Origin of the sequence: Pseudomonas sp. G1002 (genome assembly GCF_013385455.1) — a bacterium.
Taxonomy (GTDB): Bacteria; Pseudomonadota; Gammaproteobacteria; order Pseudomonadales; family Pseudomonadaceae; genus Aquipseudomonas.
In genome coordinates this window covers 61,530-82,824 of the sequence record NZ_JACAPY010000033.1, presented here as the reverse complement: position 1 = coordinate 82,824, position 21,295 = coordinate 61,530, and the positions used below count along the sequence as shown (strand labels likewise).

General features: G+C 60.3%; 22 protein-coding genes. 10 read left to right on the top strand and 12 right to left on the bottom strand.

Translation table 11 applies throughout. The features are described 5' to 3' along the window. Window positions 1-61 precede the first annotated feature (61 nt). Both mprF and HX801_RS22115 read left to right on the top strand, forming a co-directional pair. The gene (mprF, locus tag HX801_RS22120) at window positions 62-2,704 is read left to right on the top strand and encodes a bifunctional lysylphosphatidylglycerol flippase/synthetase MprF (RefSeq protein WP_008433574.1); all 2,643 of its coding nucleotides are present in this window, start codon (window positions 62-64) and stop codon (window positions 2,702-2,704) included. Further along, the gene (locus tag HX801_RS22115) at window positions 2,704-3,990 is read left to right on the top strand and encodes a virulence factor family protein (protein ID WP_177022730.1); all 1,287 of its coding nucleotides are present in this window, start codon (window positions 2,704-2,706) and stop codon (window positions 3,988-3,990) included. Before mprF ends, HX801_RS22115 begins: the two co-directional genes overlap by 1 nt. A gap of 54 nt (window positions 3,991-4,044) precedes the next feature. Here the strand turns inward: HX801_RS22115 and HX801_RS22110 are convergent, their stop codons facing one another. Beyond that, the gene (locus HX801_RS22110) at window positions 4,045-5,946 is read right to left on the bottom strand and encodes a potassium transporter Kup (RefSeq protein WP_003208622.1); all 1,902 of its coding nucleotides are present in this window, start codon (window positions 5,944-5,946) and stop codon (window positions 4,045-4,047) included. 301 nt (window positions 5,947-6,247) lie between these two features. On the opposite strand from HX801_RS22110, the gene rimO reads away from it, so the two are divergent. The 5 genes from rimO to tsaA all read left to right on the top strand — a co-directional run bounded on the left by rimO (window position 6,248) and on the right by tsaA (window position 10,186). Then, window positions 6,248-7,588: a 30S ribosomal protein S12 methylthiotransferase RimO gene (gene rimO / locus HX801_RS22105; protein ID WP_003208624.1), complete on the top strand. Its 1,341-nt coding sequence runs from the start codon at window positions 6,248-6,250 to the stop codon at window positions 7,586-7,588. A 103-nt stretch (window positions 7,589-7,691) separates the two neighbouring features. Then, window positions 7,692-8,165, top strand: a complete 474-nt coding sequence (locus HX801_RS22100) for a GNAT family N-acetyltransferase (protein ID WP_003208626.1) — start codon at window positions 7,692-7,694, stop codon at window positions 8,163-8,165. Between the two features lie 71 nt (window positions 8,166-8,236). Continuing rightward, window positions 8,237-8,947, top strand: coding sequence for an rRNA pseudouridine synthase (locus HX801_RS22095; RefSeq protein WP_003208627.1), 711 nt, complete (start codon window positions 8,237-8,239; stop codon window positions 8,945-8,947). Between the two features lie 77 nt (window positions 8,948-9,024). Further along, window positions 9,025-9,486, top strand: a complete 462-nt coding sequence (locus HX801_RS22090; protein WP_003208629.1) for a DUF1456 family protein — start codon at window positions 9,025-9,027, stop codon at window positions 9,484-9,486. A gap of 4 nt (window positions 9,487-9,490) precedes the next feature. Then, the gene (gene tsaA, locus HX801_RS22085) at window positions 9,491-10,186 is read left to right on the top strand and encodes a tRNA (N6-threonylcarbamoyladenosine(37)-N6)-methyltransferase TrmO (protein WP_003208631.1); all 696 of its coding nucleotides are present in this window, start codon (window positions 9,491-9,493) and stop codon (window positions 10,184-10,186) included. Between the two features lie 118 nt (window positions 10,187-10,304). On the opposite strand, the gene fpr is transcribed toward tsaA, so the two are convergent. Next, window positions 10,305-11,084, bottom strand: a complete 780-nt coding sequence (gene fpr, locus HX801_RS22080; RefSeq protein ID WP_003189055.1) for a ferredoxin-NADP reductase — start codon at window positions 11,082-11,084, stop codon at window positions 10,305-10,307. Between the two features lie 124 nt (window positions 11,085-11,208). Between fpr and HX801_RS22075 the strand changes: the two genes are divergently transcribed. Continuing rightward, complete coding sequence (locus tag HX801_RS22075; protein ID WP_003208633.1) at window positions 11,209-12,135, top strand: LysR family transcriptional regulator; 927 nt, start codon at window positions 11,209-11,211, stop codon at window positions 12,133-12,135. Here HX801_RS22075 and HX801_RS22070 read toward each other — a convergent pair. The 3 genes from HX801_RS22070 to HX801_RS22060 form a co-directional block, all read right to left on the bottom strand. After that, window positions 12,132-12,494 carry a diacylglycerol kinase gene (locus tag HX801_RS22070; protein WP_003208635.1) on the bottom strand — a complete coding sequence of 121 codons (363 nt, stop codon included), beginning with the start codon at window positions 12,492-12,494 and terminating at the stop codon, window positions 12,132-12,134. The two genes, HX801_RS22075 and HX801_RS22070, sit on opposite strands and share 4 nt — an antisense overlap. A gap of 75 nt (window positions 12,495-12,569) precedes the next feature. Then, window positions 12,570-13,220 (bottom strand): response regulator transcription factor ErdR, encoded by a 651-nt coding sequence (gene erdR / locus HX801_RS22065; RefSeq protein ID WP_003208636.1) that lies wholly within the window; start codon window positions 13,218-13,220, stop codon window positions 12,570-12,572. 254 nt (window positions 13,221-13,474) lie between these two features. Then, entirely contained in the window at window positions 13,475-14,185 is a 711-nt protein-coding gene (locus tag HX801_RS22060; protein ID WP_003208638.1) for a tRNA-uridine aminocarboxypropyltransferase, read from the bottom strand. 205 nt (window positions 14,186-14,390) lie between these two features. Here HX801_RS22060 and HX801_RS22055 point away from each other — a divergent pair, with 205 nt between their 5' ends. Further along, the gene (locus HX801_RS22055) at window positions 14,391-14,831 is read left to right on the top strand and encodes a PA3611 family quorum-sensing-regulated virulence factor (RefSeq protein WP_003208640.1); all 441 of its coding nucleotides are present in this window, start codon (window positions 14,391-14,393) and stop codon (window positions 14,829-14,831) included. A gap of 375 nt (window positions 14,832-15,206) precedes the next feature. Next, window positions 15,207-16,316 carry a TIGR00730 family Rossman fold protein gene (locus tag HX801_RS22050; protein ID WP_177009844.1) on the top strand — a complete coding sequence of 370 codons (1,110 nt, stop codon included), beginning with the start codon at window positions 15,207-15,209 and terminating at the stop codon, window positions 16,314-16,316. Window positions 16,317-16,484: 168 nt separating this feature from the next. Here the strand turns inward: HX801_RS22050 and recX are convergent, their stop codons facing one another. The 7 genes from recX to HX801_RS32075 all read right to left on the bottom strand — a co-directional run bounded on the left by recX (window position 16,485) and on the right by HX801_RS32075 (window position 21,295). After that, window positions 16,485-16,952, bottom strand: a complete 468-nt coding sequence (gene recX, locus HX801_RS22045) for a recombination regulator RecX (protein ID WP_003208644.1) — start codon at window positions 16,950-16,952, stop codon at window positions 16,485-16,487. An 8-nt stretch (window positions 16,953-16,960) separates the two neighbouring features. Further along, a complete protein-coding gene (gene recA, locus HX801_RS22040; RefSeq protein ID WP_003208645.1) occupies window positions 16,961-18,019 on the bottom strand; it encodes a recombinase RecA in 1,059 nt (352 codons plus the stop codon). Window positions 18,020-18,102: 83 nt separating this feature from the next. After that, on the bottom strand, window positions 18,103-18,603 hold the full coding sequence (locus tag HX801_RS22035) for a CinA family protein (protein WP_177022729.1): 501 nt from the start codon (window positions 18,601-18,603) through the stop codon (window positions 18,103-18,105). A gap of 71 nt (window positions 18,604-18,674) precedes the next feature. Continuing rightward, a complete protein-coding gene (locus HX801_RS22030) occupies window positions 18,675-19,187 on the bottom strand; it encodes a lysis system i-spanin subunit Rz (protein ID WP_177022728.1) in 513 nt (170 codons plus the stop codon). Continuing rightward, window positions 19,175-19,732: a glycoside hydrolase family 19 protein gene (locus HX801_RS22025; protein ID WP_177022727.1), complete on the bottom strand. Its 558-nt coding sequence runs from the start codon at window positions 19,730-19,732 to the stop codon at window positions 19,175-19,177. The genes HX801_RS22030 and HX801_RS22025 overlap by 13 nt, the downstream gene beginning before the upstream one ends. A 28-nt stretch (window positions 19,733-19,760) precedes the next feature. After that, window positions 19,761-20,198, bottom strand: coding sequence for a phage tail assembly chaperone (locus tag HX801_RS22020; RefSeq protein WP_157721310.1), 438 nt, complete (start codon window positions 20,196-20,198; stop codon window positions 19,761-19,763). Continuing rightward, a complete protein-coding gene (locus HX801_RS32075; protein ID WP_371316580.1) occupies window positions 20,198-21,295 on the bottom strand; it encodes a hypothetical protein in 1,098 nt (365 codons plus the stop codon). The genes HX801_RS22020 and HX801_RS32075 overlap by 1 nt, the downstream gene beginning before the upstream one ends.

The following is a 21,295-nucleotide window of genomic DNA, read 5'->3' as shown; positions in this document are numbered from 1 at the left end:
TAGGGATTGGTAACTTGGCTGGATACCTCCATCCTGTCGCGCACAATCCACGAGGTGATTGATGCGCGCCAACTCGTCTGAACCACAAGACTCTGTCACAGCGACACAACCGATCACTCCCACCCGTTTGCGCTGGCTGGATCTGTTGAGCAAATACCGCCAACCCATCGGGCTGGCCGTCACCTTGTTGCTGTTCGCAATCGCCCTTATCGCCTGTCGCCACCTGTTGCTTGAACTGGATCTGTACGCGCTCCACGATTCAATCCTTGAAGTACCCAAGCCTGCACTGCTGGGTGCGTTCGGTGCTGCTGTCGCCGGCTTTATCATTTTGTTGGGCTATGAATTTTCCGGTGCCCGTTATGCCGGCGTGAAGCTGCCTGCCAAGACTCTGGCCTACGGCGGCTTTACCGCATTCGCCATCGGTAACGCGATTGGTCTGTCGATGCTCTCGGGCGGCTCGGTACGCTACCGTTTATATGCACGGTATGGCATCGGCGCTTCGGAAGTGGCGCGCATGACCGTGTTTGCCAGCCTGGCCCTGGGTTGCGCCCTGCCGCCGCTCGCTGCGCTGGCCACCCTGAGCAACCTGCCTGCCGCGTCCAATGCCCTGCATCTACCTGCCAGCCTGCTCGGCGGCATCGCCGGTGCTGTGTTGCTGTTAACAGCCGCACTGTGCATCGGCATCTACCGCCGCCGCCTGCCGGAACAACCGTATCCGGACAACCTGCTGGTCAGGGCCGGGCGTCGCACCTTGCGCCTGCCGGGCCGTCGCCTGACCTTCCTGCAACTGATCATCACCGCCCTCGACGTGGCTGCGGCCGCTACCGTGCTGTATATGCTGCTGCCGGAAGCGCCGCCCTTTGGCCCGTTCCTGCTGGTGTACCTGCTGGCCCTGGCCGCCGGTGTGCTCAGCCATGTACCCGGTGGCGTCGGGGTGTTCGAAGCAATCCTGCTGGCTGCCTTCGCCGACAAGCTCGGTGCCGCGCCACTGGCGGCCGCACTGCTGCTGTACCGGATGATCTATGTGGTGCTGCCGCTGTTGATCGCTTGTGTGTTCCTGCTGGTCAACGAAGCCCAGCGCCTGTTCCATACGCAACAAAGCCTGCGCGCGGCCTCGGGCCTCGCTGCGCCGATCCTGGCCGTACTGGTTTTTTTGTCAGGCGTGGTCCTGCTGTTTTCCGGCGCAACCCCGGAAATCGACTCACGCCTGGAAAACATCGGCTTCCTGATTCCTCATCGCCTGATTGACGCTTCGCACTTTGGTGCCAGCCTGATCGGCGTGCTCTGCCTTCTGTTGGCCCAGGGCCTGCGTCGACGGTTGTCCGCGGCGTGGATGCTGACCATGGTGCTGCTGCTGACCGGCGCCCTGCTCTCCCTGCTCAAGGGTTTCGACTGGGAAGAAGCCAGCCTGATGACCATGACGGCGGTGCTGCTGGCGATCTTCCGGCGCTCGTTCTATCGCGCCAGCCGCCTGACCGAACTGCCGTTCTCGCCGCTGTACCTGGTGGCCAGCGTGTGCGTACTCGGTGCGTCGATCTGGCTGCTGTTGTTCGCCTACCAGGACGTGCCCTATAGCCATCAGTTGTGGTGGCAGTTCACCCTCGACGCCAACGCCCCGCGTGGCCTGCGCTCGCTGCTGGGCGCGGCCGTGGTGCTGGTGGTGGTGTCGCTGACCTGGCTGCTGCGTACCGCGCGCCCGATCATCCACTTGCCGACACCGGATGAGCTGGAGCGCGCCACCAAGATCCTGATGAACTCCGCACAACCCGACGGCGGCCTGGCGCTGACCGGCGACAAGGCCCTGCTGTTTCACCCCAACGACGAAGCGTTCCTGATGTACGCTCGTCGCGGTCGCAGCCTGGTGGCCTTGTACGATCCGATTGGCCCGACCCTGCAACGGGCCGAGATGATCTGGCAGTTCCGCGACCTGTGCGACATTCACCACGCCCGCCCGGTGTTCTACCAGGTGCGCGCGGAGAACCTGCCGTACTACATGGACATCGGCCTCACCGCGATCAAACTGGGTGAAGAAGCCCGGGTCGACCTCAAACGCTTTGACCTGGAAGCCAAGGGCAAAGAGATGAAGGACCTGCGCTACACCTGGAACCGCGGGACCCGTGATGGCTTGTCCCTGGAGATCCACGAACCCGGCCAGGCCCCGATGGAGGAGTTGAAAGTCATCTCCGACGCATGGCTGACCGGCAAGAACGTGCGGGAAAAAGGCTTTTCCCTTGGACGATTCAGCGACGACTACCTCAAGCACTTTCGTATTGCGATCATTCGCTTCGAAGGGCGCCCGGTAGCGTTTGCGAACCTGCTTGAGACCTACAGCCACGACCTGGCCAGTCTCGACCTGATGCGTGCGCACCCGGACGCGCCGAAACTGACCATGGAATTCATGATGGTCGGCCTGATTCAACATTATAAGAACCATGGCTACGCCCGCTTCAGCCTCGGCATGGTGCCGTTGTCGGGCCTGCAACCACGACGTGGCGCCCCGCTGACCCAACGCCTGGGCTCGATGGTGTTCCGCCGTGGCGAGCAACTGTATAACTTCCAAGGCTTGCGCCGCTTCAAAGACAAGTTCCAGCCTGACTGGGAACCCCGTTATATGGCCGTGCCCGCAGGACTTGATCCGCTGGTGGCACTGGCCGACACCGCCGCCCTGATTGCGGGCGGCTTGACTGGATTGGTGAAACGCTGATGATTCGACGCTCCTGGCGGTATGTATTGGCATTTTTGGTGGTACTGGCACTGATCCTCGGTGGCGGCTACTGGTACTGGAACCGCCCTGCACCGCAACCTACTCTGGAACAACTGCCACAGGCCGATGGCACGGTCCTGACCCGCGTTACCCCGGGTACCGCGCCCAAGGCCCGCGTGGCCGTGGCCGTGCTGGCCGACGAAACCCTGACCGACAGCCAACTGATCGCCCTGAGCCAGGGCGGCGCAGCGCAGATCGTCCAGGTAATCCTGCCCAAGGATGACTGCAAGCTGCAGGAACAAGCCCTGCAAACCGCCCTGGGCCAGCTTGCCGGCCCAGCGACCCTGGTCAGCGGCATCGGCCCTGGCGCATCCCTCGCCTGGCGCTGGCTGGCCGCACAGAACGACGACAAGGCCAATGCCATCTCCGTCGGCTTCGCGCTGGCGCAGCCAGGCTGCAACGACCCGCTGCCGAAGACTTCGGCCCACGGTAGCTGGCTGGTGGCCTGGAACGATAACCCTGACGATGATGCTGCCAGTTTCGTACGCGACACACCGCGTGCCACCACCAGCATCAGCGACTACGACGTTCACTACCCGCAAGTGCTGAACAACGAGCTGCGCAAGCAACTGGTGGGCTCGGACAACGGCGGCCTGGCGATCCCGGTGGTCGAAGTGCCGGCTGGCCAGGCCAAGGACACCGTCACCCTGTTCCTCTCCGGTGACGGCGGCTGGCGTGACCTGGACCGCGACGTGGCCGGTGAAATGGCCAAGATCGGCTACCCGGTGGTGGGCATCGACACCCTGCGCTACTACTGGCAGCACAAGACCCCGGAACAAAGCGCCAAGGACCTCGCCGAGCTGATGCAGCACTACCGGCAGAAATGGGGCACCAAGCGCTTCGTGCTGACCGGCTACTCGTTCGGCGCCGACGTGCTGCCGGCCATCTACAACCGCCTGCCGGAAAGCGAGCAGCAGCGTGTAGACGCGATCATCCTGCTGGCCTTCGCCCGCACCGGCAGCTTCGAGATCGAAGTGGAAGGCTGGCTGGGCAACGCCGGCAAGGAAGCTGCGACCGGCCCGGAAATGGCCAAGCTGCCGGCCGACAAGGTGGTGTGCATCTACGGTGCCGAAGAAGTCGACGAGAGTGGCTGCACCGACAAGACCGCTGTCGGCGAAGCCGTGAAGCTGCCTGGCGGCCATCACTTCGACGAGAACTACCCGGCGCTGGCCAAGCGTCTGGTAGACATCATCGAGAAGCGCCAGGGCAAGACCCCGGCCGAATAAGCGCCCACAAAAAAGCCCCCGCTGCCGCAAGGCACCGGGGGCTTTTTGTTGGGCTTACATTTCTACTTGAGTGCCGAGTTCGATCACCCGGTTAACCGGCAACTTGAAGAAGCGCAGGTTGCCGTTGGCGTTCTTCAGCATGAACGCGAACAACCCTTCGCGCCAACGCGCCATGCCCTTGATGCGGGACGCGATCACGGTTTCGCGGCTGAGGAAGTAGGTGGTGCGCATCGGGCTGAAATCCAGGTCATCCAGATGGCACAGCTTCAGCGCTTCGGGCACGTCCGGTTCATCGACGAAACCAAAGTGCAGGATCACCCGGAAGAAGCCCTCGCCATAGGAATCGACCTCGAAACGACGCTGGGCCGGTACACGCGGGATGTCTTCGTAGACCACCGTCAACAGCACCACCTGCTCATGCAGCACCTGGTTATGCAGCAAGTTATGCAGCAAGGCGTGGGGCACGGCATCCGGGCGTGCGGTCAGGAACACCGCCGTGCCTTGCACGCGATGCGGCGGCTGCACACGGATACTGCTGATAAAGATCGGCAGCGGCAGCCCACCTTCGTCCAGCCGGTCCACCAGCAGCTCCTTGCCGCGCTTCCAGGTGGTCATGAGGATAAATAACACAATCCCCGCCAATACCGGAAACGCACCACCCTGCACGATCTTCGGCACGTTGGCGGCAAAGAACAGCCCATCCACCAAGAGGAAACCGATCAACACCGGGATAGCCAGTACCGGCGGCCATTTCCACAGCAACAGCATCACCGCCGACACCAGAATGCTGGTGATCAACATGGTGCCCGTCACCGCCACACCGTAGGCCGAAGCCAGGGCGTTGGAGGACTCGAAGCCCAGCACCAGCAGGATCACGCCCACCATCAGTGACCAGTTCACCGCGCCGATGTAGATCTGGCCTTGCTCGGCGCTGGAAGTGTGCTGGATATGCATGCGCGGGATGTAACCGAGCTGGATCGCCTGACGGGTCAGGGAGAACGCCCCGGAGATCACCGCTTGGGAAGCAATCACGGTGGCCAAAGTGGACAACGCCACCAGCGGGACCAGAGCCCACTCCGGTGCCAGCAGGTAGAACGGGTTGCGGGCTGCCTCTGGATTTTCCAGCAGCAGCGCGCCCTGGCCAAAGTAGTTGAGCACCAACGCCGGCAGCACCAGGGCGAACCAGGCACGGGCAATCGGCTTGCGTCCGAAGTGGCCCATGTCAGCGTACAGCGCCTCGGCGCCGGTCAATGCCAGTACCACCGCACCGAGAATCGCCACGCCCATGCCAGGGTGAACGATGAAGAAGCGCACGCCCCACACAGGGTTGAGGGCGTTGAGCACCTCAGGGTGCTGGATGATTCCATGGATGCCCAGGCCGGCCAACACCAGGAACCACAGCACCATCACCGGGCCGAACAGCTTGCCGATGCGGTCCGTGCCATGTTTCTGGATCAGGAACAGCCCCACCAGCACCACCAGCGAAAGCGGCACCACCCAGCGCTCAAGGCCATCAAACGCCAGTTCCAGGCCTTCGACCGCCGACAATACCGAGATCGCCGGGGTGATCATGCTGTCGCCGTAAAACAGCGCCGCACCGATCAGGCCGAGAATCACCAGCACCGAACGCAACTTGGGGTAAGGTGCCGCCGCCCGCCGGGCCAAAGCCGTCAGGGCCATGATGCCGCCCTCGCCCTGGTTATCCGCGCGCAGGATAAACAGCACGTACTTGATCGAAACGACCCAGACCAGCGACCAGAAAATCAGCGCCAGGATCCCGAAGACCCCGTCGTGATTGACCTGAACCCCATAACCGCCAGCAAACACCTCTTTAAGGGTGTAGAGCGGGCTGGTGCCGATATCGCCGTAAACCACCCCCACTGCCGCCACCAGCATGCCGATCGGCTTTGCGTTGGACTGCTCGGCACCTGCTGCCTGACTACTTGCCTGACCCATCAACCACTCCTGCCCTTTGACCTGCGGTCTTTTATAAACAGCGCGCCTGCTGCGGGCGCCTATGCTGTCCACAGCATGCGCTGTTTTACTTCTCGTTACAGACGATTTATTGACCGAGGAAATTCACTCAGGTGCAACGGCGCGAAGCATAGCGCAGCACTCGTCGTATTTCCCTGCATAAAGCTGGTCAAGAGCGATTCCCGTCGCTAGAATTGCGCACTTTTTGATCAGAGGCACACCAAGTGCCCATCCGCCACCTTTCGTGCACGACGGGCGGCGTCATTCAATACCGAGGTTAGACATGTCCACCACCATCGCAAAAGCCAACCCCAAGGTCGGCTTTGTATCCCTGGGTTGCCCAAAGGCTCTGGTCGACTCCGAACGCATCCTTACGCAACTGCGCATGGAAGGCTATGACGTCGTGTCCACCTACCAGGACGCGGACGTGGTGGTGGTCAACACTTGCGGCTTCATCGACTCGGCCAAGGCCGAGTCCCTGGAAGTGATCGGCGAAGCCATCAAGGAAAACGGCAAGGTGATCGTCACCGGCTGCATGGGCGTGGAAGAAGGCGCCATCCGCAACGTGCACCCAAGCGTGCTGGCCGTGACCGGCCCGCAGCAGTACGAGCAAGTGGTCAACGCCGTGCACGACGTAGTGCCGCCGCGCCAGGACCACAACCCGCTGATCGACCTGGTGCCGCCGCAGGGCATCAAGCTGACGCCGCGCCACTACGCCTACCTGAAGATTTCCGAAGGCTGCAACCACAGCTGCAGCTTCTGCATCATCCCGTCGATGCGCGGCAAACTGGTGAGCCGCCCGGTGGGCGACGTGCTGGACGAGGCCCAGCGCCTGGTCAAATCCGGCGTGAAAGAGCTGCTGGTGATCTCCCAGGACACCAGCGCCTACGGCGTCGACGTCAAATACCGCACCGGCTTCTGGAACGGCGCGCCGGTGAAAACCCGCATGACCGAACTCTGCGAAGCCCTGAGCAGCCTCGGCGTATGGGTGCGCCTGCACTACGTTTACCCGTACCCGCACGTTGACGAGTTGATCCCGCTGATGGCCGCCGGCAAGATCCTGCCGTACCTGGACATCCCGTTCCAGCACGCCAGCCCGAAAATCCTCAAGGCCATGAAACGCCCGGCCTTCGAAGACAAGACCCTGGCGCGCATCAAGAACTGGCGCGAGATCTGCCCGGACCTGATCATCCGCTCCACCTTCATCGTCGGCTTCCCCGGCGAAACCGAAGAAGACTTCCAGTACCTGCTGGACTGGCTGACCGAGGCCCAGTTGGACCGCGTCGGCTGCTTCCAGTACTCGCCGGTGGAAGGTGCTCCGGCCAACCTGCTGGACGCTGCCATCGTGCCGGACGACGTCAAGCAGGACCGTTGGGAGCGCTTCATGGCGCACCAGCAGGCCATCAGCTCGGCGCGCCTGCAACTGCGCATCGGCCGTGAGATCGAAGTACTGATCGACGAAGTCGACGAGCAAGGCGCTGTAGGCCGCTGCTTCTTCGATGCACCGGAAATCGACGGTAACGTGTTCATCGACGATGCCAGCGGCCTGAAGCCGGGCGACAAGGTCTGGTGCACCGTGACCGACGCCGACGAGTACGACCTGTGGGCTGAAAAACGCGCATAAGGTGTAAAGAATTGAAAAAGCCCTGCCTCTGGACAAGATGCGGGGCTTTTTTAGGTCTATCGTTTTGCCCATCGGCGCCAATCATCGGCAAGGGGCAGCGGGCATGCGTCAGCATTCGGTTATCCATACACCCAAATCCAGCGACTATCAGGAACTGACCCGCATCTGGGAGGCTTCGGTGCGGGCCACCCATGACTTCCTGCCGGACAGTTACATCGAGCTGCTGAAAAACCTGGTGCTGACCCGCTACCTCGACGCGGTGATGCTGATCTGCACCAAGGACTCGCGCCAGCGCATCACCGGGTTTGCCGGGGTGGCCGCGGGCAAGGTCGAGATGCTGTTTATCGACCCCGAGCACCGTGGCCAGGGCCTGGGCCGGCAATTGCTGCGCTATGCCATCGAGTCGATGAATGCCGATCAACTGGACGTCAACGAACAGAACCCGCAGGCCCTGGGCTTTTACTTCAAGCAAGGCTTTGAGGTGATCGGACGCACGGACCATGACGGCATGGGCCAGCCTTATCCGTTGCTGCACATGCGTTTGCGCCAGGCCCAGCCACAGGCGCGTCGCGGCTAAATGAAATGGAGCCGGGATTAACCGGCGCCACACAGGTACAATAGCCGCCCCCTTTTGTTTCGGCCCTTGTCATGACTGAACCCCTACGCCTCTCCAAACGCCTCATCGAACTGGTCGGTTGCTCCCGTCGGGAGGCTGAGCTGTTCATCGAAGGCGGCTGGGTCACGGTGGACGGCGAAGTGATCGACGAGCCGCAGTTCAAGGTCACCACCCAGAAGGTCGAGCTTGACCCTGAAGCCAAGGCCACAGCGCCGGAGCCGGTGACCATCCTGTTCCACGCCCCCGCCGGCGTGGATGCCGAGACAGCCATGGCGTCGATCAACGCCGAGACCCTGTCGGAAGAACACCGCTTCAGCAAGCGCCCGCTCAAGGGCCACTTCCTGCGCCTGACCGCCAGCAGTGACCTGCAAGCCAAGGCCAGCGGCCTGCTGGTGTTCACCCAGGACTGGAAGATTTTGCGCAAGCTGACCGCTGACGCGAACAAGATCGAACAGGAATACGTGGTGGAGGTGTCCGGCGACATGGTCGCCCACGGCCTGAACCGCCTCAACCATGGCCTGACCTACAAAGGTAAGGAATTGCCGGCGGTGAAAGCCAGCTGGCAGAACGAGAACCGCCTGCGCTTTGCGCTGAAAAACCCGCAACCGGGTGTGATTGCCTTGTTCTGCGAAGCCGTCGGCCTGAAAGTCGTCGCCATTCGACGCATCCGCATTGGCGGAGTCTCCATCGGCAAAGTGCCGGTAGGCCAATGGCGCTATCTGTCCGGCAAAGAAAAGTTCTAAGACTTTTTTCGCCGCCGAATCTCTCGATACCGCCTGCCTGGGCGGTGTCCACAGTTGAATGACCAGGATTGCCCACCATGATTCACAACGACGTACTGCGCAGCGTGCGCTACATGCTCGACATCAGCGACAACAAGATGGTCGAGATCATCAAGCTCGGCGGCATGGAAGTCACCAAGGACGACCTGCTGACCTACCTCAAGAAAGACGAGGAAGAAGGCTTCGTGTTCTGCCCGGACGAAGTCATGGCGCATTTCCTCGATGGCCTGGTGATCTTCAAGCGCGGCAAGGACGAGAGCCGTCCACCGCAGCCGATCGAACTGCCGGTGACCAACAACATCGTCCTGAAGAAACTGCGCGTGGCCTTCGAATTGAAAGAAGACGACATGCACGCGATCCTCAAGGCTTCGGAGTTTCCGGTGTCCAAGCCTGAGCTGAGCGCGCTGTTCCGCAAGTTCGGCCACACCAACTACCGCACCTGTGGTGACCAGCTGTTGCGCAACTTCCTCAAGGGCCTGACCCTGCGCGTTCGCGCCTAAACCCGTGAACTACAGCGTCTCGCCCATCGGCTTTGTCCGCTCCTGCTTCAAGGAGAAGTTCGCCATCCCGCGCCAGCCACAACTGGCGCCTGCCGCCCGGGGCGTGCTGGAGTTGGTGGCGCCATTCGACCAGGGTGAGGCGGTGCAGGGTTTGGAACAGGTCAGCCATGTGTGGCTGCTGTTCCTGTTCCACCAGGCGCTGGAAGACAAGCCCCGCCTGAAAGTGCGCCCGCCTCGTCTGGGTGGCAACACGTCCATGGGCGTGTTCGCCACCCGCGCGACGCACCGGCCCAACGGCATCGGCCAGTCAGTGGTCAAGCTGGACAAGGTGGAAGATGGACGCCTGTGGATATCCGGGATCGACCTGCTGGATGGCACACCGATTCTCGACATCAAGCCGTACGTGCCGTACGCAGACATAGTTGACACTGCGACCAACAGCATCGCCAGCGCTGCGCCACAGCTGATTCCCGTGCAGTGGCTGAAGACTGCGCTGCAACAGGCAGAAGGCCACGCTCAGCGCCTTGGCGAGCCATTGGTGGCGTTGATCGAGCAGTGCCTGGCGCAGGATCCACGGCCGGCGTACCAGACGCCGGGGCCGGAGCGGGAATACGGGGCGCAGTTCTGGGATGTTGATGTGCGCTGGCACTATCCCGAAGCCGGGATGATTTGTGTGCTGGAAGTCGTGTCGGCCGGGTAAACCGGAAACAAATGTGGGAGCGGGCTTGCTCGCGAAAGCGGTGGATCAGTCAATACATCTGGTGACTGTTACACCGCTTTCGCGAGCAAGCCCGCTCCCACATTTTTTTTCGTCGCGCTTATTTCTCGACGAACGCACGCTCGATCAGGTAGTCGCCCGGCTCACGCATACGCGGGGAAACCTTCAAACCGAAGCTGTTGAGCACTTCGCTGGTTTCATCCAGCATGCTTGGGCTGCCGCACAGCATGGCGCGGTCGTCTTCAGGATTGATCGGCGGCAGGCCGATGTCACTGAACAGCTTGCCGCTGCGCATCAGGTCGGTCAGGCGGCCCTCGTTTTCGAACGGCTCACGGGTCACGGTCGGGTAGTAGATCAACTTGTCACGCAGGGCCTCGCCGAAGAACTCGTTCTGCGGCAGGTGCTCGGTGATGAATTCGCGGTAGGCGACTTCGTTGACGTAACGCACGCCGTGGCACAGGATCACTTTTTCGAAACGCTCGTAGGTTTCCGGGTCCTGGATCACGCTCATGAACGGCGCCAGGCCAGTGCCGGTGCTGAGCAGGTACAAGTGCTTGCCCGGCTTCAAATCGTCAAGCACCAGGGTGCCCGTCGGTTTTTTGCTGATGATGATCTCGTCGCCTTCCTTCAAGTGCTGCAATTGGGAAGTCAGCGGGCCATCAGGCACCTTGATGCTGAAGAACTCCAGATGCTCTTCCCAGTTCGGGCTGGCAATCGAGTAAGCGCGCATGAGCGGGCGGCCGTTGGGCTGTTGCAGGCCGATCATCACGAACTGACCGTTCTCGAAGCGCAGACCCGGATCGCGGGTGCACTTGAAGCTGAACAGAGTGTCGTTCCAGTGATGAACACTGAGGACACGCTCGTGGTTCATGTTGCTCATGTACGGGGGACTCCTGGAAATGGGTCTGCGCCAAATGATGGATGCGCAATTGCACAGCATTCTAATGGCGGCGACAATATCTGTTAACTGGATTATTAAGATAAGGGTTATCGGTTATATCGATATGCGATTTACTCTACGTCAACTGCAAGTCTTCGTCGCCGTCGCCCAGCAGGAAAGCGTCTCGCGCGCTGCTGGCCTTCTGGCCTTATCTCAATCCGCCGCCAGCACGTCGATTACCGAGCTGGAGCGGCAATCCAGCTGCCAATTGTTCGACCGCGCGGGCAAACGCCTGAGCCTCAACGCCCTCGGTCACCAGCTATTGCCCCAGGCGGTGGCACTGCTGGACCAGGCCAAGGAGATTGAGGACCTGCTCAACGGCAAGTCGGGCTTCGGCTCCCTGGCGGTCGGCGCCACGCTGACCATCGGCAACTACCTGGCCACGCTGCTGATCGGCAGCTTCATGCAGCAGCATCCCGAGAGCCAGGTGAAGCTGCATGTGCAGAACACTGCGCATATCGTGCATCAGGTGGCGCACTACGAAATTGATCTGGGTCTAATCGAAGGCGACTGCAGCCACCCGGACATCGAGGTGCAAACCTGGGTGGAAGATGAACTGGTGGTGTTCTGCGCACCCCAGCATCACTTGGCCAAGCGCGGCCAGGCGACCATGGAAGAGCTGACCCATGAAGCCTGGATCCTGCGGGAACAAGGCTCTGGAACACGCCTGACCTTTGACCAGGCCATGCGGCATCACCGCAGCGCGCTGAATATCCGCCTGGAGCTGGAACACACCGAGGCAATCAAACGCGCGGTGGAATCAGGCTTGGGGATTGGCTGCATTTCCCGGCTGGCGCTGCGCGACGCCTTCCGGCGTGGCAGCCTGGTACCGGTGGAAACCCCGGACCTGGACCTGGCCCGGCAGTTCTATTTCATCTGGCACAAGCAAAAGTACCAGACCTCGGCCATGCGCGAATTCCTCGAGCTGTGCCGGTCGTTCACCGCCGGGGTGCAGCGCAGCGACGAGATTGTACTGCCGACCATTGCCTAGATCAGGATCACGGCCCACACCAGGGTAATCATGGTCAGCGCTACGAACTGCGCGGCGCTGCCCATGTCCTTGGCATTTTTCGACAAGGGGTGCAGGTCCAGGGAAATCCGGTCGATCGCCGCTTCGACGGCGGAGTTGAGCAACTCGACGATCAATGCCAGCAGGCACACGGCGATCAGTAGCGCCCGCTCTACCCGGCTGACGTTAAGGAAGAAACTCAGCGGGATCAGGATGACATTGAGCAACACCAGCTGACGAAACGCCGCCTCGCCGGTGAAAGCCGCACGCAGGCCATCCAGGGAATATCCGCCTGCGTTGAAAATACGTTTGATACCGGTTTGACCCTTGAAAGGCGACATAGAGTAGGCAACTGAGCAAAAAGGTGTGGGGAAACTAGAGCAAGCAAAGTCAAAAAAACGTGAATGAACAGCGTCTTAATGCTGCGAAATTGACTCAAGTTGTTGCAAGAGCAGCGCCGCCTGGGTTCGCGTACGTACGCCGAGCTTGCGGAAGATCGCCGTGACGTGAGCCTTGATGGTCGCTTCCGACACGCTCAACTCGTAGGCAATCTGCTTGTTCAGCAGGCCTTCACAGACCATGGTCAATACGCGGAACTGCTGGGGCGTGAGGCTGGCCAGGCCATCACGCGCGGCCTTGGCTTCGTCGGAGACGTTGATCTCTTCAAAGGCCTGCGGCGGCCAGGAGACATCGCCATCCAGCACCGTGCGCACGGCTTTCTGGATGTCTTCCATGGAGCTGGACTTGGGAATGAAACCACTGGCACCGAACTCCTTGGAGCGCACCACCACCGACGCCTCTTCCTGGGCCGATACCATCACCACCGGTATCTGCGGGTATTGCCCACGCAGCAGCACCAGCCCGGAAAAACCGTAGGCACCCGGCATGTTCAGGTCCAGCAGGACCAGGTCCCAGTCGGACTTTTCGGTAAGGCGGGTTTCCAGCTCGGCAATGCTGGCGACTTCGACGAGGCGTACATCCGGCCCCAGGCCCAACGTGACCGCCTGGTGCAGCGCACTGCGAAACAGCGGGTGGTCATCGGCAATCAGGATTTCGTATGTGGCCATTTATTAAATGATCCTGTTTTTTAGGGCGGCACTGATGGGTTCAGTGCTCGCCAACGCGCAAGGTGGCTGCCAGGCCAGCAGTCACCAAAGGGCGCGCTCAACGTCAAAAAGCGACGTATCCAATCTGTGACAGCGCCCCAATCGGCGCCAAGCATGCCCAGCGTAGCCTGGGTGGTCAAGCGCTACGCCCGTGGCTATTTTAGCGGGCTGCGCGTTTGCGCGGCCATCATGCAAAGGTCGGCTGGCCATGACACCTATAGATAAGGTGCAAGGCGAGTATGGACGACATCGGCCGGGTCCAGCGCCAGTTGAAACTTGGCGGCCAGGTAGTGGGTGCTGAATACGTCCAGGTAGGCATCCAGGACTTCACTGGCTGCGGCATCTTCAGCCAGCTCCAGGCACAGCGCGGCGACTTCGGCGGTGCAGAAGTGGTCATCACGCTTGGAGCGACGCAGCTTGTAGCGCGACAGTTGCTCGGGCGCCAGGCTCAGCACCGGCAAGTGCTCCAGGTACGGGCTCTTGCGGAACATCTTGCGCGCCTCGCTCCAGGTGCCGTCCAGCAAAATGAACAGCGGGCGCTTGCCCTCCTCCAGCCTGACCTGATGGACCACCCGCTCCGGGGCCACGAATTCGCCGGGAAAGACGATGTATGGCTGCCATTGCGGGTCGGCCAGCAAGGTCAGCAACTCCGGCTCAACCTCAGTGCGCGACCAGGGGAACGCGGTCGTGTCGTTGATCACATCGGCAATCAGCCAGCCGGTGTTGCTGGGTTTCATCGGCTCTACGTCGTGCATCAGCAGGCACATGCCGGATCTGGCCTGGACCTTGGGCCGCCAGGCGCACAGGCAGTACTCGGGAATCACCCGGCAGCCTGGGCAGCGTTCGGCCCGCGAGCCTCGCGCTACAAACGGTTTTACGGCACGGGCCAGGCGCTGCGTGCGCAAACGGGAGACGGCATGGCTCATCGGGTGCGCCGCAGGGAAGTGGAAATCGACACGGATAGAACTCGGAAGGCAAAAGTTACCGCAGTTTACCAGAGCCGCCCCCGGCCACCTGCACTTCCCGGCAATAGGCTGGCCCTAGGGGCAAGCGGTCACCTATAATCCCGCGCCACTGAACGCACAGCGCAGTGGCTGGTCTATGCACCAGTAACCGAATCAGGAGAGTTTCATGCTGCGTCTTATGCCACGCCTTGTAGTTCCGTCCGTCGCCCTCGCGCTGGTGTTGCCTCTGGGTGCCCAAGCGGCCTCGTTGCTGGAGGCTCAACTGAACAGGAAGCTGCAAAGCGTCGCAGAGGAAACCAACAAAGAACTGCCACGGGAAATTGACGAAAAGACCCTGGAAGTTGCCTACACCGTTGAAGGCTTGCAGCTGATTGACCATCTGAGCGTACTGCCCGACCGCGCCGAGCAAATGCGCGCCAACCCCAAGGCTGTGTACTTCCAACTCGGCCAAAGTGTGTGCCTGAACAAGGGTTACCGCGAGCTGATGGCCAAGGGCGCGATCATGCGCTATGAAATCACCGAGAACAAAACCAACCGCCCGGTAGCCTCGGTGAAGTTCCAGGAAGCAGATTGCCCGGCACCGGCTGCCGCGAAGAAGAAAAAGTAAGCGATAACTCCTGTCGCGCGCCGCTGACCAGCGGCGCGCAATATACCCCTCTGCACTCTCCGCCATTGCCCGCTCGCGGCAGCGTCTAAACTCCCTCAGAAGTGATCAATAAGCGGTTGCCAGCCAAGACTTTATAGGCTCATGATCAATTCATCCTGAACGCCTGGAACATCGGGTTTTCACACCGTCCTGTAACATTTTCAGGGCAAAAGAGGGTTGCCCTCCTGAGCGTGCAATGCAAAGGTTTTTAATCATAAGGAATATACAGAACCGGTTTCGCCCACCTCGTTAATCAGAGGCAACGACACATGCAGTGTCGTGGTCCCGACGAATTTCTCGCCGGCACCCAGGGTTCTGTGAAGAAGGAGAAGTTGAATGCCTTACGAACCGAATGAACTCCTGATCCGTCAATTTGAAGAAAACGGCACCGACCTCACGCAGCAGGTCGACGCGCAACTCCACTTGATTGCGCCCAACAGCCCAAATATCCCCCTTTATCGCGACATGATCTTCACCGTGTTGCGCATGGCCCAGGACGACCGCAGCCGCTGGAATGCCAAGATCACCTTGCAGGCGATCCGGGAACTGGACCACGCCTTCCGCGTGCTCGAACAGTTCAAGGGGCGGCGCAAAGTCACGGTGTTCGGCTCGGCGCGCACGCCGGTGGAAAGCCCGTTGTATGCACTGGCCCGGGAAGTGGGCGCGGTCCTGGCCCGTTCGGACCTGATGGTGATCACCGGCGGTGGCGGCGGCATCATGGCGGCGGCCCACGAGGGTGCCGGCCTGGAGCACAGCCTGGGGTTCAACATCACCCTGCCCTTTGAACAGCACGCCAACCCGACCATCGATGGCACCGAGAACCTGCTGTCCTTCCACTTCTTCTTTACCCGCAAGCTGTTCTTCGTCAAGGAAGCCGACGCCTTGATCCTGTGCCCGGGCGGTTTCGGTACCCTGGATGAAGCGCTGGAGGTGCTGACCCTGATCCAGACCGGCAAAAGCCCGCTGGTACCGGTGGTACTGCTGGATGCACCGGGCGGTAGCTTCTGGCAAGGCGCACTGGACTTTATCCGCAGCCAGCTTGAGGCCAATCGCTACATCCTGCCCACCGACCTCAAGCTGGTTCGCCTGGTGTACAGCGCCGAAGAGGCGGTGGACGAAATCAACCAGTTCTACGCCAACTTTCACTCCACCCGCTGGCTGAAGCGCCAGTTTGTGATTCGCATGAATCATCCGTTGAGTGACCGCGCACTGGCCCACCTGCAGGAGGCGTTCGCCAGCCTTCGCCTCAGTGGCGACTTCCAACAAATCGCGTACACCGGCGAAGAGCATGACGAGCCAAGCTTCAGCCATCTGACGCGGCTGGTGTTCAACTTCAACGGGCGTGATCAGGGACGGTTGCGGGAATTGGTGGATTACATCAACTTGCCGGAAAACTGGGCCCAGGCTCAGGGAAAACCGCAGCAGCGGGTGACGGAGACGGCGTGACGTGACACTGAAACGAAAAAAGGCCCGCTATTTTCATAGCGGGCCTTTTGGGTTGTGTCAGGTAGAACGATGCGCAGGTTAGGGCCGCTGCGCAGCCCAGCGGGAGCAAGCTCCCTCGCCACACCAAGCCCCGCAATGATCAGAGCAACCATTTACCAGGCGCAGCCTTCAGTCATCCATATCCCGACCGCTCAACAGGCGACTGATCATCTCCATCGAAAACCCGCGATAACTCAGGAAGCGACCTTGCTTAGCCCGCTCACGCGCATCAATGGGCAGATGACCGGCAAACTTGCGCCGCCAGGTTTCTTCCAGTTGCGCCTGCCAACTGATGCCGCACTCACGCAACGCGAGTTCGATATCAGCACGCTGCAGGCCACGCTGGCTCAGCTCTTCACGAATTCGTGCAGGGCCATAGCCGGATCGGGCTCGGTAGGAGACGAAACTTTCGAGGTAACGGGACTCCGACAGCAGCCCTTCTTCCGTCAAACGGTCAAGGGCTGCGTCGATCATCTCGGGATCTGCGCCACGCTGACGCAGCTTACGCGTCAGCTCGACTCGACCATGCTCGCGCCGTGCGAGCAGGTCCATTGCAGTGCGCCTTACGGCGACGGGTGTATCCAGGACAACGCTCATCGTTTGCTTCAGATGTCAGTGTCGACTTCTTCTACTTCTTCAACCGGCTCGCGGTTGGCGGCAGCCTTGACGTCAGGTGCCGGGGTCAGCAACTTGTCGCGGATCTGCTTCTCGAGCGTAGCGGCAACATCCGGGTTATCCGCAAGGAACTTGGCCGAGTTGGCCTTGCCCTGGCCGATCTTGCTGCCGTTGTAGGCATACCAGGCACCGGATTTCTCGACGAAACCGTGCAGCACGCCCAGGTCGATCATCTCGCCGTTCAGGTAGATACCCTTGCCGTAGAGAATCTGGAACTCGGCCTGACGGAACGGCGGGGCCACCTTGTTCTTCACGACTTTAACGCGGGTTTCGCTACCAACAACCTCGTCACCTTCCTTCACCGCGCCAGTACGACGGATGTCCAGACGGACCGAAGCGTAGAACTTCAGCGCGTTACCACCGGTGGTGGTTTCCGGGCTGCCGAACATCACGCCGATCTTCATCCGGATCTGGTTGATGAAGATCACCAAGCAGTTGGCGTTCTTGATGTTACCGGTGATTTTACGCAGGGCCTGGGACATCAAGCGGGCTTGAAGGCCCACGTGCATGTCGCCCATTTCGCCTTCGATTTCAGCCTTGGGTACCAGGGCTGCCACGGAGTCGACCACGATCACGTCGATGGCGTTGGAGCGCACCAGCATGTCGGTGATTTCCAGCGCTTGCTCACCGGTGTCCGGTTGCGAAACCAGCAGGTCGTCAACGTTGACGCCCAGCTTGCCGGCGTATTCAGGATCCAGGGCGTGCTCGGCATCGACGAACGCACAGGTGGCGCCCATTTTTTGTGCCTGGGCAATCACCGACAGGGTCAGGGTGGTTTTACCGGAAGATTCAGGACCGTAGATCTCAACGATACGGCCTTTTGGCAGGCCGCCAATGCCGAGCGCGATGTCCAGACCCAGAGAGCCAGTGGAGATAGCCGGGATCGCCTGACGGTCGTGATCGCCCATACGCATTACGGCACCCTTGCCGAATTGACGTTCGATCTGACCCAGGGCCGCAGCCAAGGCTTTCTTCTTGTTGTCGTCCATTAAAGTCCTCACGTAATCAATAAGGCCTGGCGGCCAACACCTGTATAAGTAGACAGTATTGTTCCACAAAGATCCGTGATCGCCTACCCCTGATTTTCTATTTCTGCTGCAGCTCGTCGCAACAAGCCCTCTAGCGCGGCCTTTACCGTTTGTCGGCGGACCTCGTCGCGGTTGCCGGGGAAGTGTTCGAGCTCGGCGGTAACCTCATCGCCCACGCCCCATGCCAGCCATACGGTGCCCACCGGCTTGTCCGGCGAACCGCCATCGGGCCCGGCCACGCCGCTGACTGCCACGGCAAAACGCGCCAGGCTTTTCTCCTGGGCGCCCCGCACCATCGCCTCCACCACTTCGCGACTGACAGCCCCGACTTTGGGGAACAGCGCTTCCGACACATTCAGCTGTCGGGTCTTCTGGCGATTGGAATACGTAACATAGCCCGCCTCGAACCAGGCCGAACTCCCGGGAATCCGCGTGATCGCCTCGGCGATACCGCCGCCGGTGCACGACTCGGCCGTTGTGACGTGGGCATTGAGCACCTGCAAGCGTCGACCAAGTTCAGCGGCGAGTTGAGTAATTTCCTTCACGGTCATCTCCTGGAGTGGACGGGCATTTGCCTACCCTACAGGAGCCCATGGGCCATGCAAGTTACAAGAGACTAACGCGCGACGGCCCGGATATACGCCTGGCAGGCGCGCAAGGCAATCATTGCGTTATCGCCGTCGTCGGTGATGCCGATAATTCGTTGAGCATGCGCCGGGTCAAGTCGGGCTCGCGGGGCGCCATGAACCACGCTGCCGGGGGTGGCGGTGGCTGGCATTGGGCAGCCGCTGGCTGAGTCGCTGGCGTCGAGAAGGACTGACAACCGCACATCAGCAGTGGCCAGACGATCCCGCAGGTGAGCCTGATCACGCTGTGCATCGGAAAGCTCCCGAGTGTGTTGTTGGTCGCTGGCGCTGAGTTGTTGCTCCAGTGCCAGCCGTTTGTCCTGTTCCAACCGTTGTTGACGCTGAGCCGACAGGCTTTGTTGGCTCAGCGCTTCGGCGTGCAGCACCTCCAGGCGCTCAAGTTGGATGCCATACCGCCAAGCCTGTACCTGCCAGGCAATACCCGCCGAGACCGCCGCCAACAGGAAAAAGCCAAGCAGGCGATATGACGTCAGGAAGCCCATAGAACCGCCTTCGCCCGAGCCCACAACTGCATACGGTTTTCCAAGCCATTGAGGCCGCCATTGATACGCCGGGTGATGGTGGTGAATTGGTCTTTGTCGGCCAGTTCGTTCAAGCCATTGCTCTGCCAGAACCACGCGGCGGATTCGCAGGCCCATTGCGGTTGCTCCAGCAACTCCGGTTGCTGCAACAAACGCTCATCGCCGAACAACGCCTGGCTGCATGCCAGGTAGTTGCGCCGGCCGGTGATCTGGATCAGGCCACGCCCGCGATACTTCTGGCCATCGCCATCGGCTTCGGGGGAGTTGCCCAGGCGCGCGGCCAGGGTGCCGGTGTCGTACTTGCTCAGGTATTGATCGCTGCCCAGCTCACGTACGTAACGCAGTTCGCCGGATTCGTGACCGATTTGGGCGAGGAAGGCGGCGATGCGTTTGGGGGTGGTGATTTGGTGAGCTGCGGTAGCCGCATTTAAAGAAGCTAAAAAAAGGCCCGCTCTAAGGCGGGCTCCAGGCATTACTTGGATAAGTTGGGGAAGGGTTATCTCCATTGATTTCTACTCTCTCACGCCGACACGTTTACTGAGTAACAGCATCCAACCAAGGCAATACAACGGGCCGTTTGGCAATCAAGGGGAAGCTCTCAGCCTGAGGCCAGTCACGCAATGCTTGAGTGTATTTGAGCAACTCTTTGAACTGCTCAGTGGAAAGCGTCGTTTTCAATCCCATGTCCAACTGATCACGATGACGATCACTTACCCAACTAATGCGCTGTATTTCTGAATCACGCCACATGCGCTCATTTGCCTGGGCTTCAGCATCGGAAATGACGGGATCGATGTACTCCTGGCACTGCTCACCCGAATCAATCAGTAAACGCACTGCACGATAAACGTCCGGAGTTTCTGCTTCAGTCACATGGTAGGGATAGCCATCCAAGGTGACTAAGTAGCTACCGTCCTTTTTAAGATAAATGTCCTCTATGTTGTACTGCTCAGGACGTTGTTCGTTATCCATTACTGAATCCTCCATGCAAAACCGACACAGTTTCCATTACCTACCGCAGTGCCACCAGCTGCCACTCCGGCGTTGCCACCAAGCGCAGCCCCGTTACCGTTGTAATTGGCACAGAAAAAGGCCCACGTTCCGCCTGCTGGAAGCACACCGCTCCCCCCTATCTGGATCCATTGCCCAGCTACAGGTTTGAGAAAGCTGGAAGCTGAGAGCGCATCGGTAATCCCGTAACCCGCCAGCGTAGTAGCCACGTTCGCTTTACGCGCGGGGTCAAAATTCCCGGAAGTCCAAGCTGTCTGTGATCCCCACATGAGTTCCCCTGCAGAGTTCATCGCCAAAGACCTGGCAATTATCCCCCCCCAGTGAAAGAGCACTCTGGGTGCATATTCAAATCCGCTTTGGGTATTAGTAACTTCTTGGGCTTCTCGAATTTCAATGGCGCCACCCAGCCCATTACTCCAATCCCCCGGTGTTTCTGCAGATAAACTAACCCGCTGACGGCTGGTGCGGCCCACTACAAGGCCATCGGTAATCCCATATCCCGCCAGCGTGGTTGCCTTATCCGCCTTGTTTGTCAGATCCAAATTGGCAGCAGTCCAAACTTTCTGCCCACCCCATACCATCTCTCCGTTAGCATCCATCGCCAACGCTTTCGCCCAGCGGTCCTTCCAATGAAACATGATTTTCGGGGCGTACTCGAACGTCAGCTTTTTGCTTTCTACCTGTTGAGCCTCACGAATTTCCAGCGCACCACCAAGACCATTACCGGTATCAGTCAAATCACTGGCGGACAAGCTAGGCCGTTGGTCTGTTGTACGTCCAACCAGCAGTGCATCGGTAATCCCATACCCCGCCAACGTCGTCGGTTTATTCCTCAACTTCAACCAGTCACTCAAAACGCTCAACGCCTGCGTCAGCTGATCGGTCTTCGTCTCATCCGGCGCAATCCCTGCCGCCGCCAACACATTCAAAATCTCCTGCGTAACCCCATTCCCCCAAGCCGCCGGAATCAAACTCCCCGGCGTCCCGGTCACCGGGTTTTCATCCACAAACTTGCCATTCACCAGCCCAACGCTGGGCACACTCTTTGGATAATCCAC

Excerpts from the sequence above, each read along its gene's own strand:
- mprF (WP_008433574.1), top strand. The coding sequence starts at position 62 with ATGCGCGCCAACTCGTCTGAACCACAAGACTCTGTCACAGCGACACAA.
- HX801_RS22115 (WP_177022730.1), top strand. The coding sequence starts at position 2,704 with ATGATTCGACGCTCCTGGCGGTATGTATTGGCATTTTTGGTGGTACTG.
- HX801_RS22110 (WP_003208622.1), bottom strand. The coding sequence starts at position 5,946 with ATGGGTCAGGCAAGTAGTCAGGCAGCAGGTGCCGAGCAGTCCAACGCA.
- rimO (WP_003208624.1), top strand. The coding sequence starts at position 6,248 with ATGTCCACCACCATCGCAAAAGCCAACCCCAAGGTCGGCTTTGTATCC.
- HX801_RS22100 (WP_003208626.1), top strand. The coding sequence starts at position 7,692 with ATGCGTCAGCATTCGGTTATCCATACACCCAAATCCAGCGACTATCAG.
- HX801_RS22095 (WP_003208627.1), top strand. The coding sequence starts at position 8,237 with ATGACTGAACCCCTACGCCTCTCCAAACGCCTCATCGAACTGGTCGGT.
- HX801_RS22090 (WP_003208629.1), top strand. The coding sequence starts at position 9,025 with ATGATTCACAACGACGTACTGCGCAGCGTGCGCTACATGCTCGACATC.
- fpr (WP_003189055.1), bottom strand. The coding sequence starts at position 11,084 with ATGAGCAACATGAACCACGAGCGTGTCCTCAGTGTTCATCACTGGAAC.
- HX801_RS22075 (WP_003208633.1), top strand. The coding sequence starts at position 11,209 with ATGCGATTTACTCTACGTCAACTGCAAGTCTTCGTCGCCGTCGCCCAG.
- HX801_RS22070 (WP_003208635.1), bottom strand. The coding sequence starts at position 12,494 with ATGTCGCCTTTCAAGGGTCAAACCGGTATCAAACGTATTTTCAACGCA.
- erdR (WP_003208636.1), bottom strand. The coding sequence starts at position 13,220 with ATGGCCACATACGAAATCCTGATTGCCGATGACCACCCGCTGTTTCGC.
- HX801_RS22060 (WP_003208638.1), bottom strand. The coding sequence starts at position 14,185 with ATGAGCCATGCCGTCTCCCGTTTGCGCACGCAGCGCCTGGCCCGTGCC.
- HX801_RS22055 (WP_003208640.1), top strand. The coding sequence starts at position 14,391 with ATGCTGCGTCTTATGCCACGCCTTGTAGTTCCGTCCGTCGCCCTCGCG.
- HX801_RS22050 (WP_177009844.1), top strand. The coding sequence starts at position 15,207 with ATGCCTTACGAACCGAATGAACTCCTGATCCGTCAATTTGAAGAAAAC.
- recX (WP_003208644.1), bottom strand. The coding sequence starts at position 16,952 with ATGAGCGTTGTCCTGGATACACCCGTCGCCGTAAGGCGCACTGCAATG.
- recA (WP_003208645.1), bottom strand. The coding sequence starts at position 18,019 with ATGGACGACAACAAGAAGAAAGCCTTGGCTGCGGCCCTGGGTCAGATC.
- HX801_RS22030 (WP_177022728.1), bottom strand. The coding sequence starts at position 19,187 with ATGGGCTTCCTGACGTCATATCGCCTGCTTGGCTTTTTCCTGTTGGCG.
- HX801_RS22025 (WP_177022727.1), bottom strand. The coding sequence starts at position 19,732 with ATGGAGATAACCCTTCCCCAACTTATCCAAGTAATGCCTGGAGCCCGC.
- HX801_RS22020 (WP_157721310.1), bottom strand. The coding sequence starts at position 20,198 with ATGGATAACGAACAACGTCCTGAGCAGTACAACATAGAGGACATTTAT.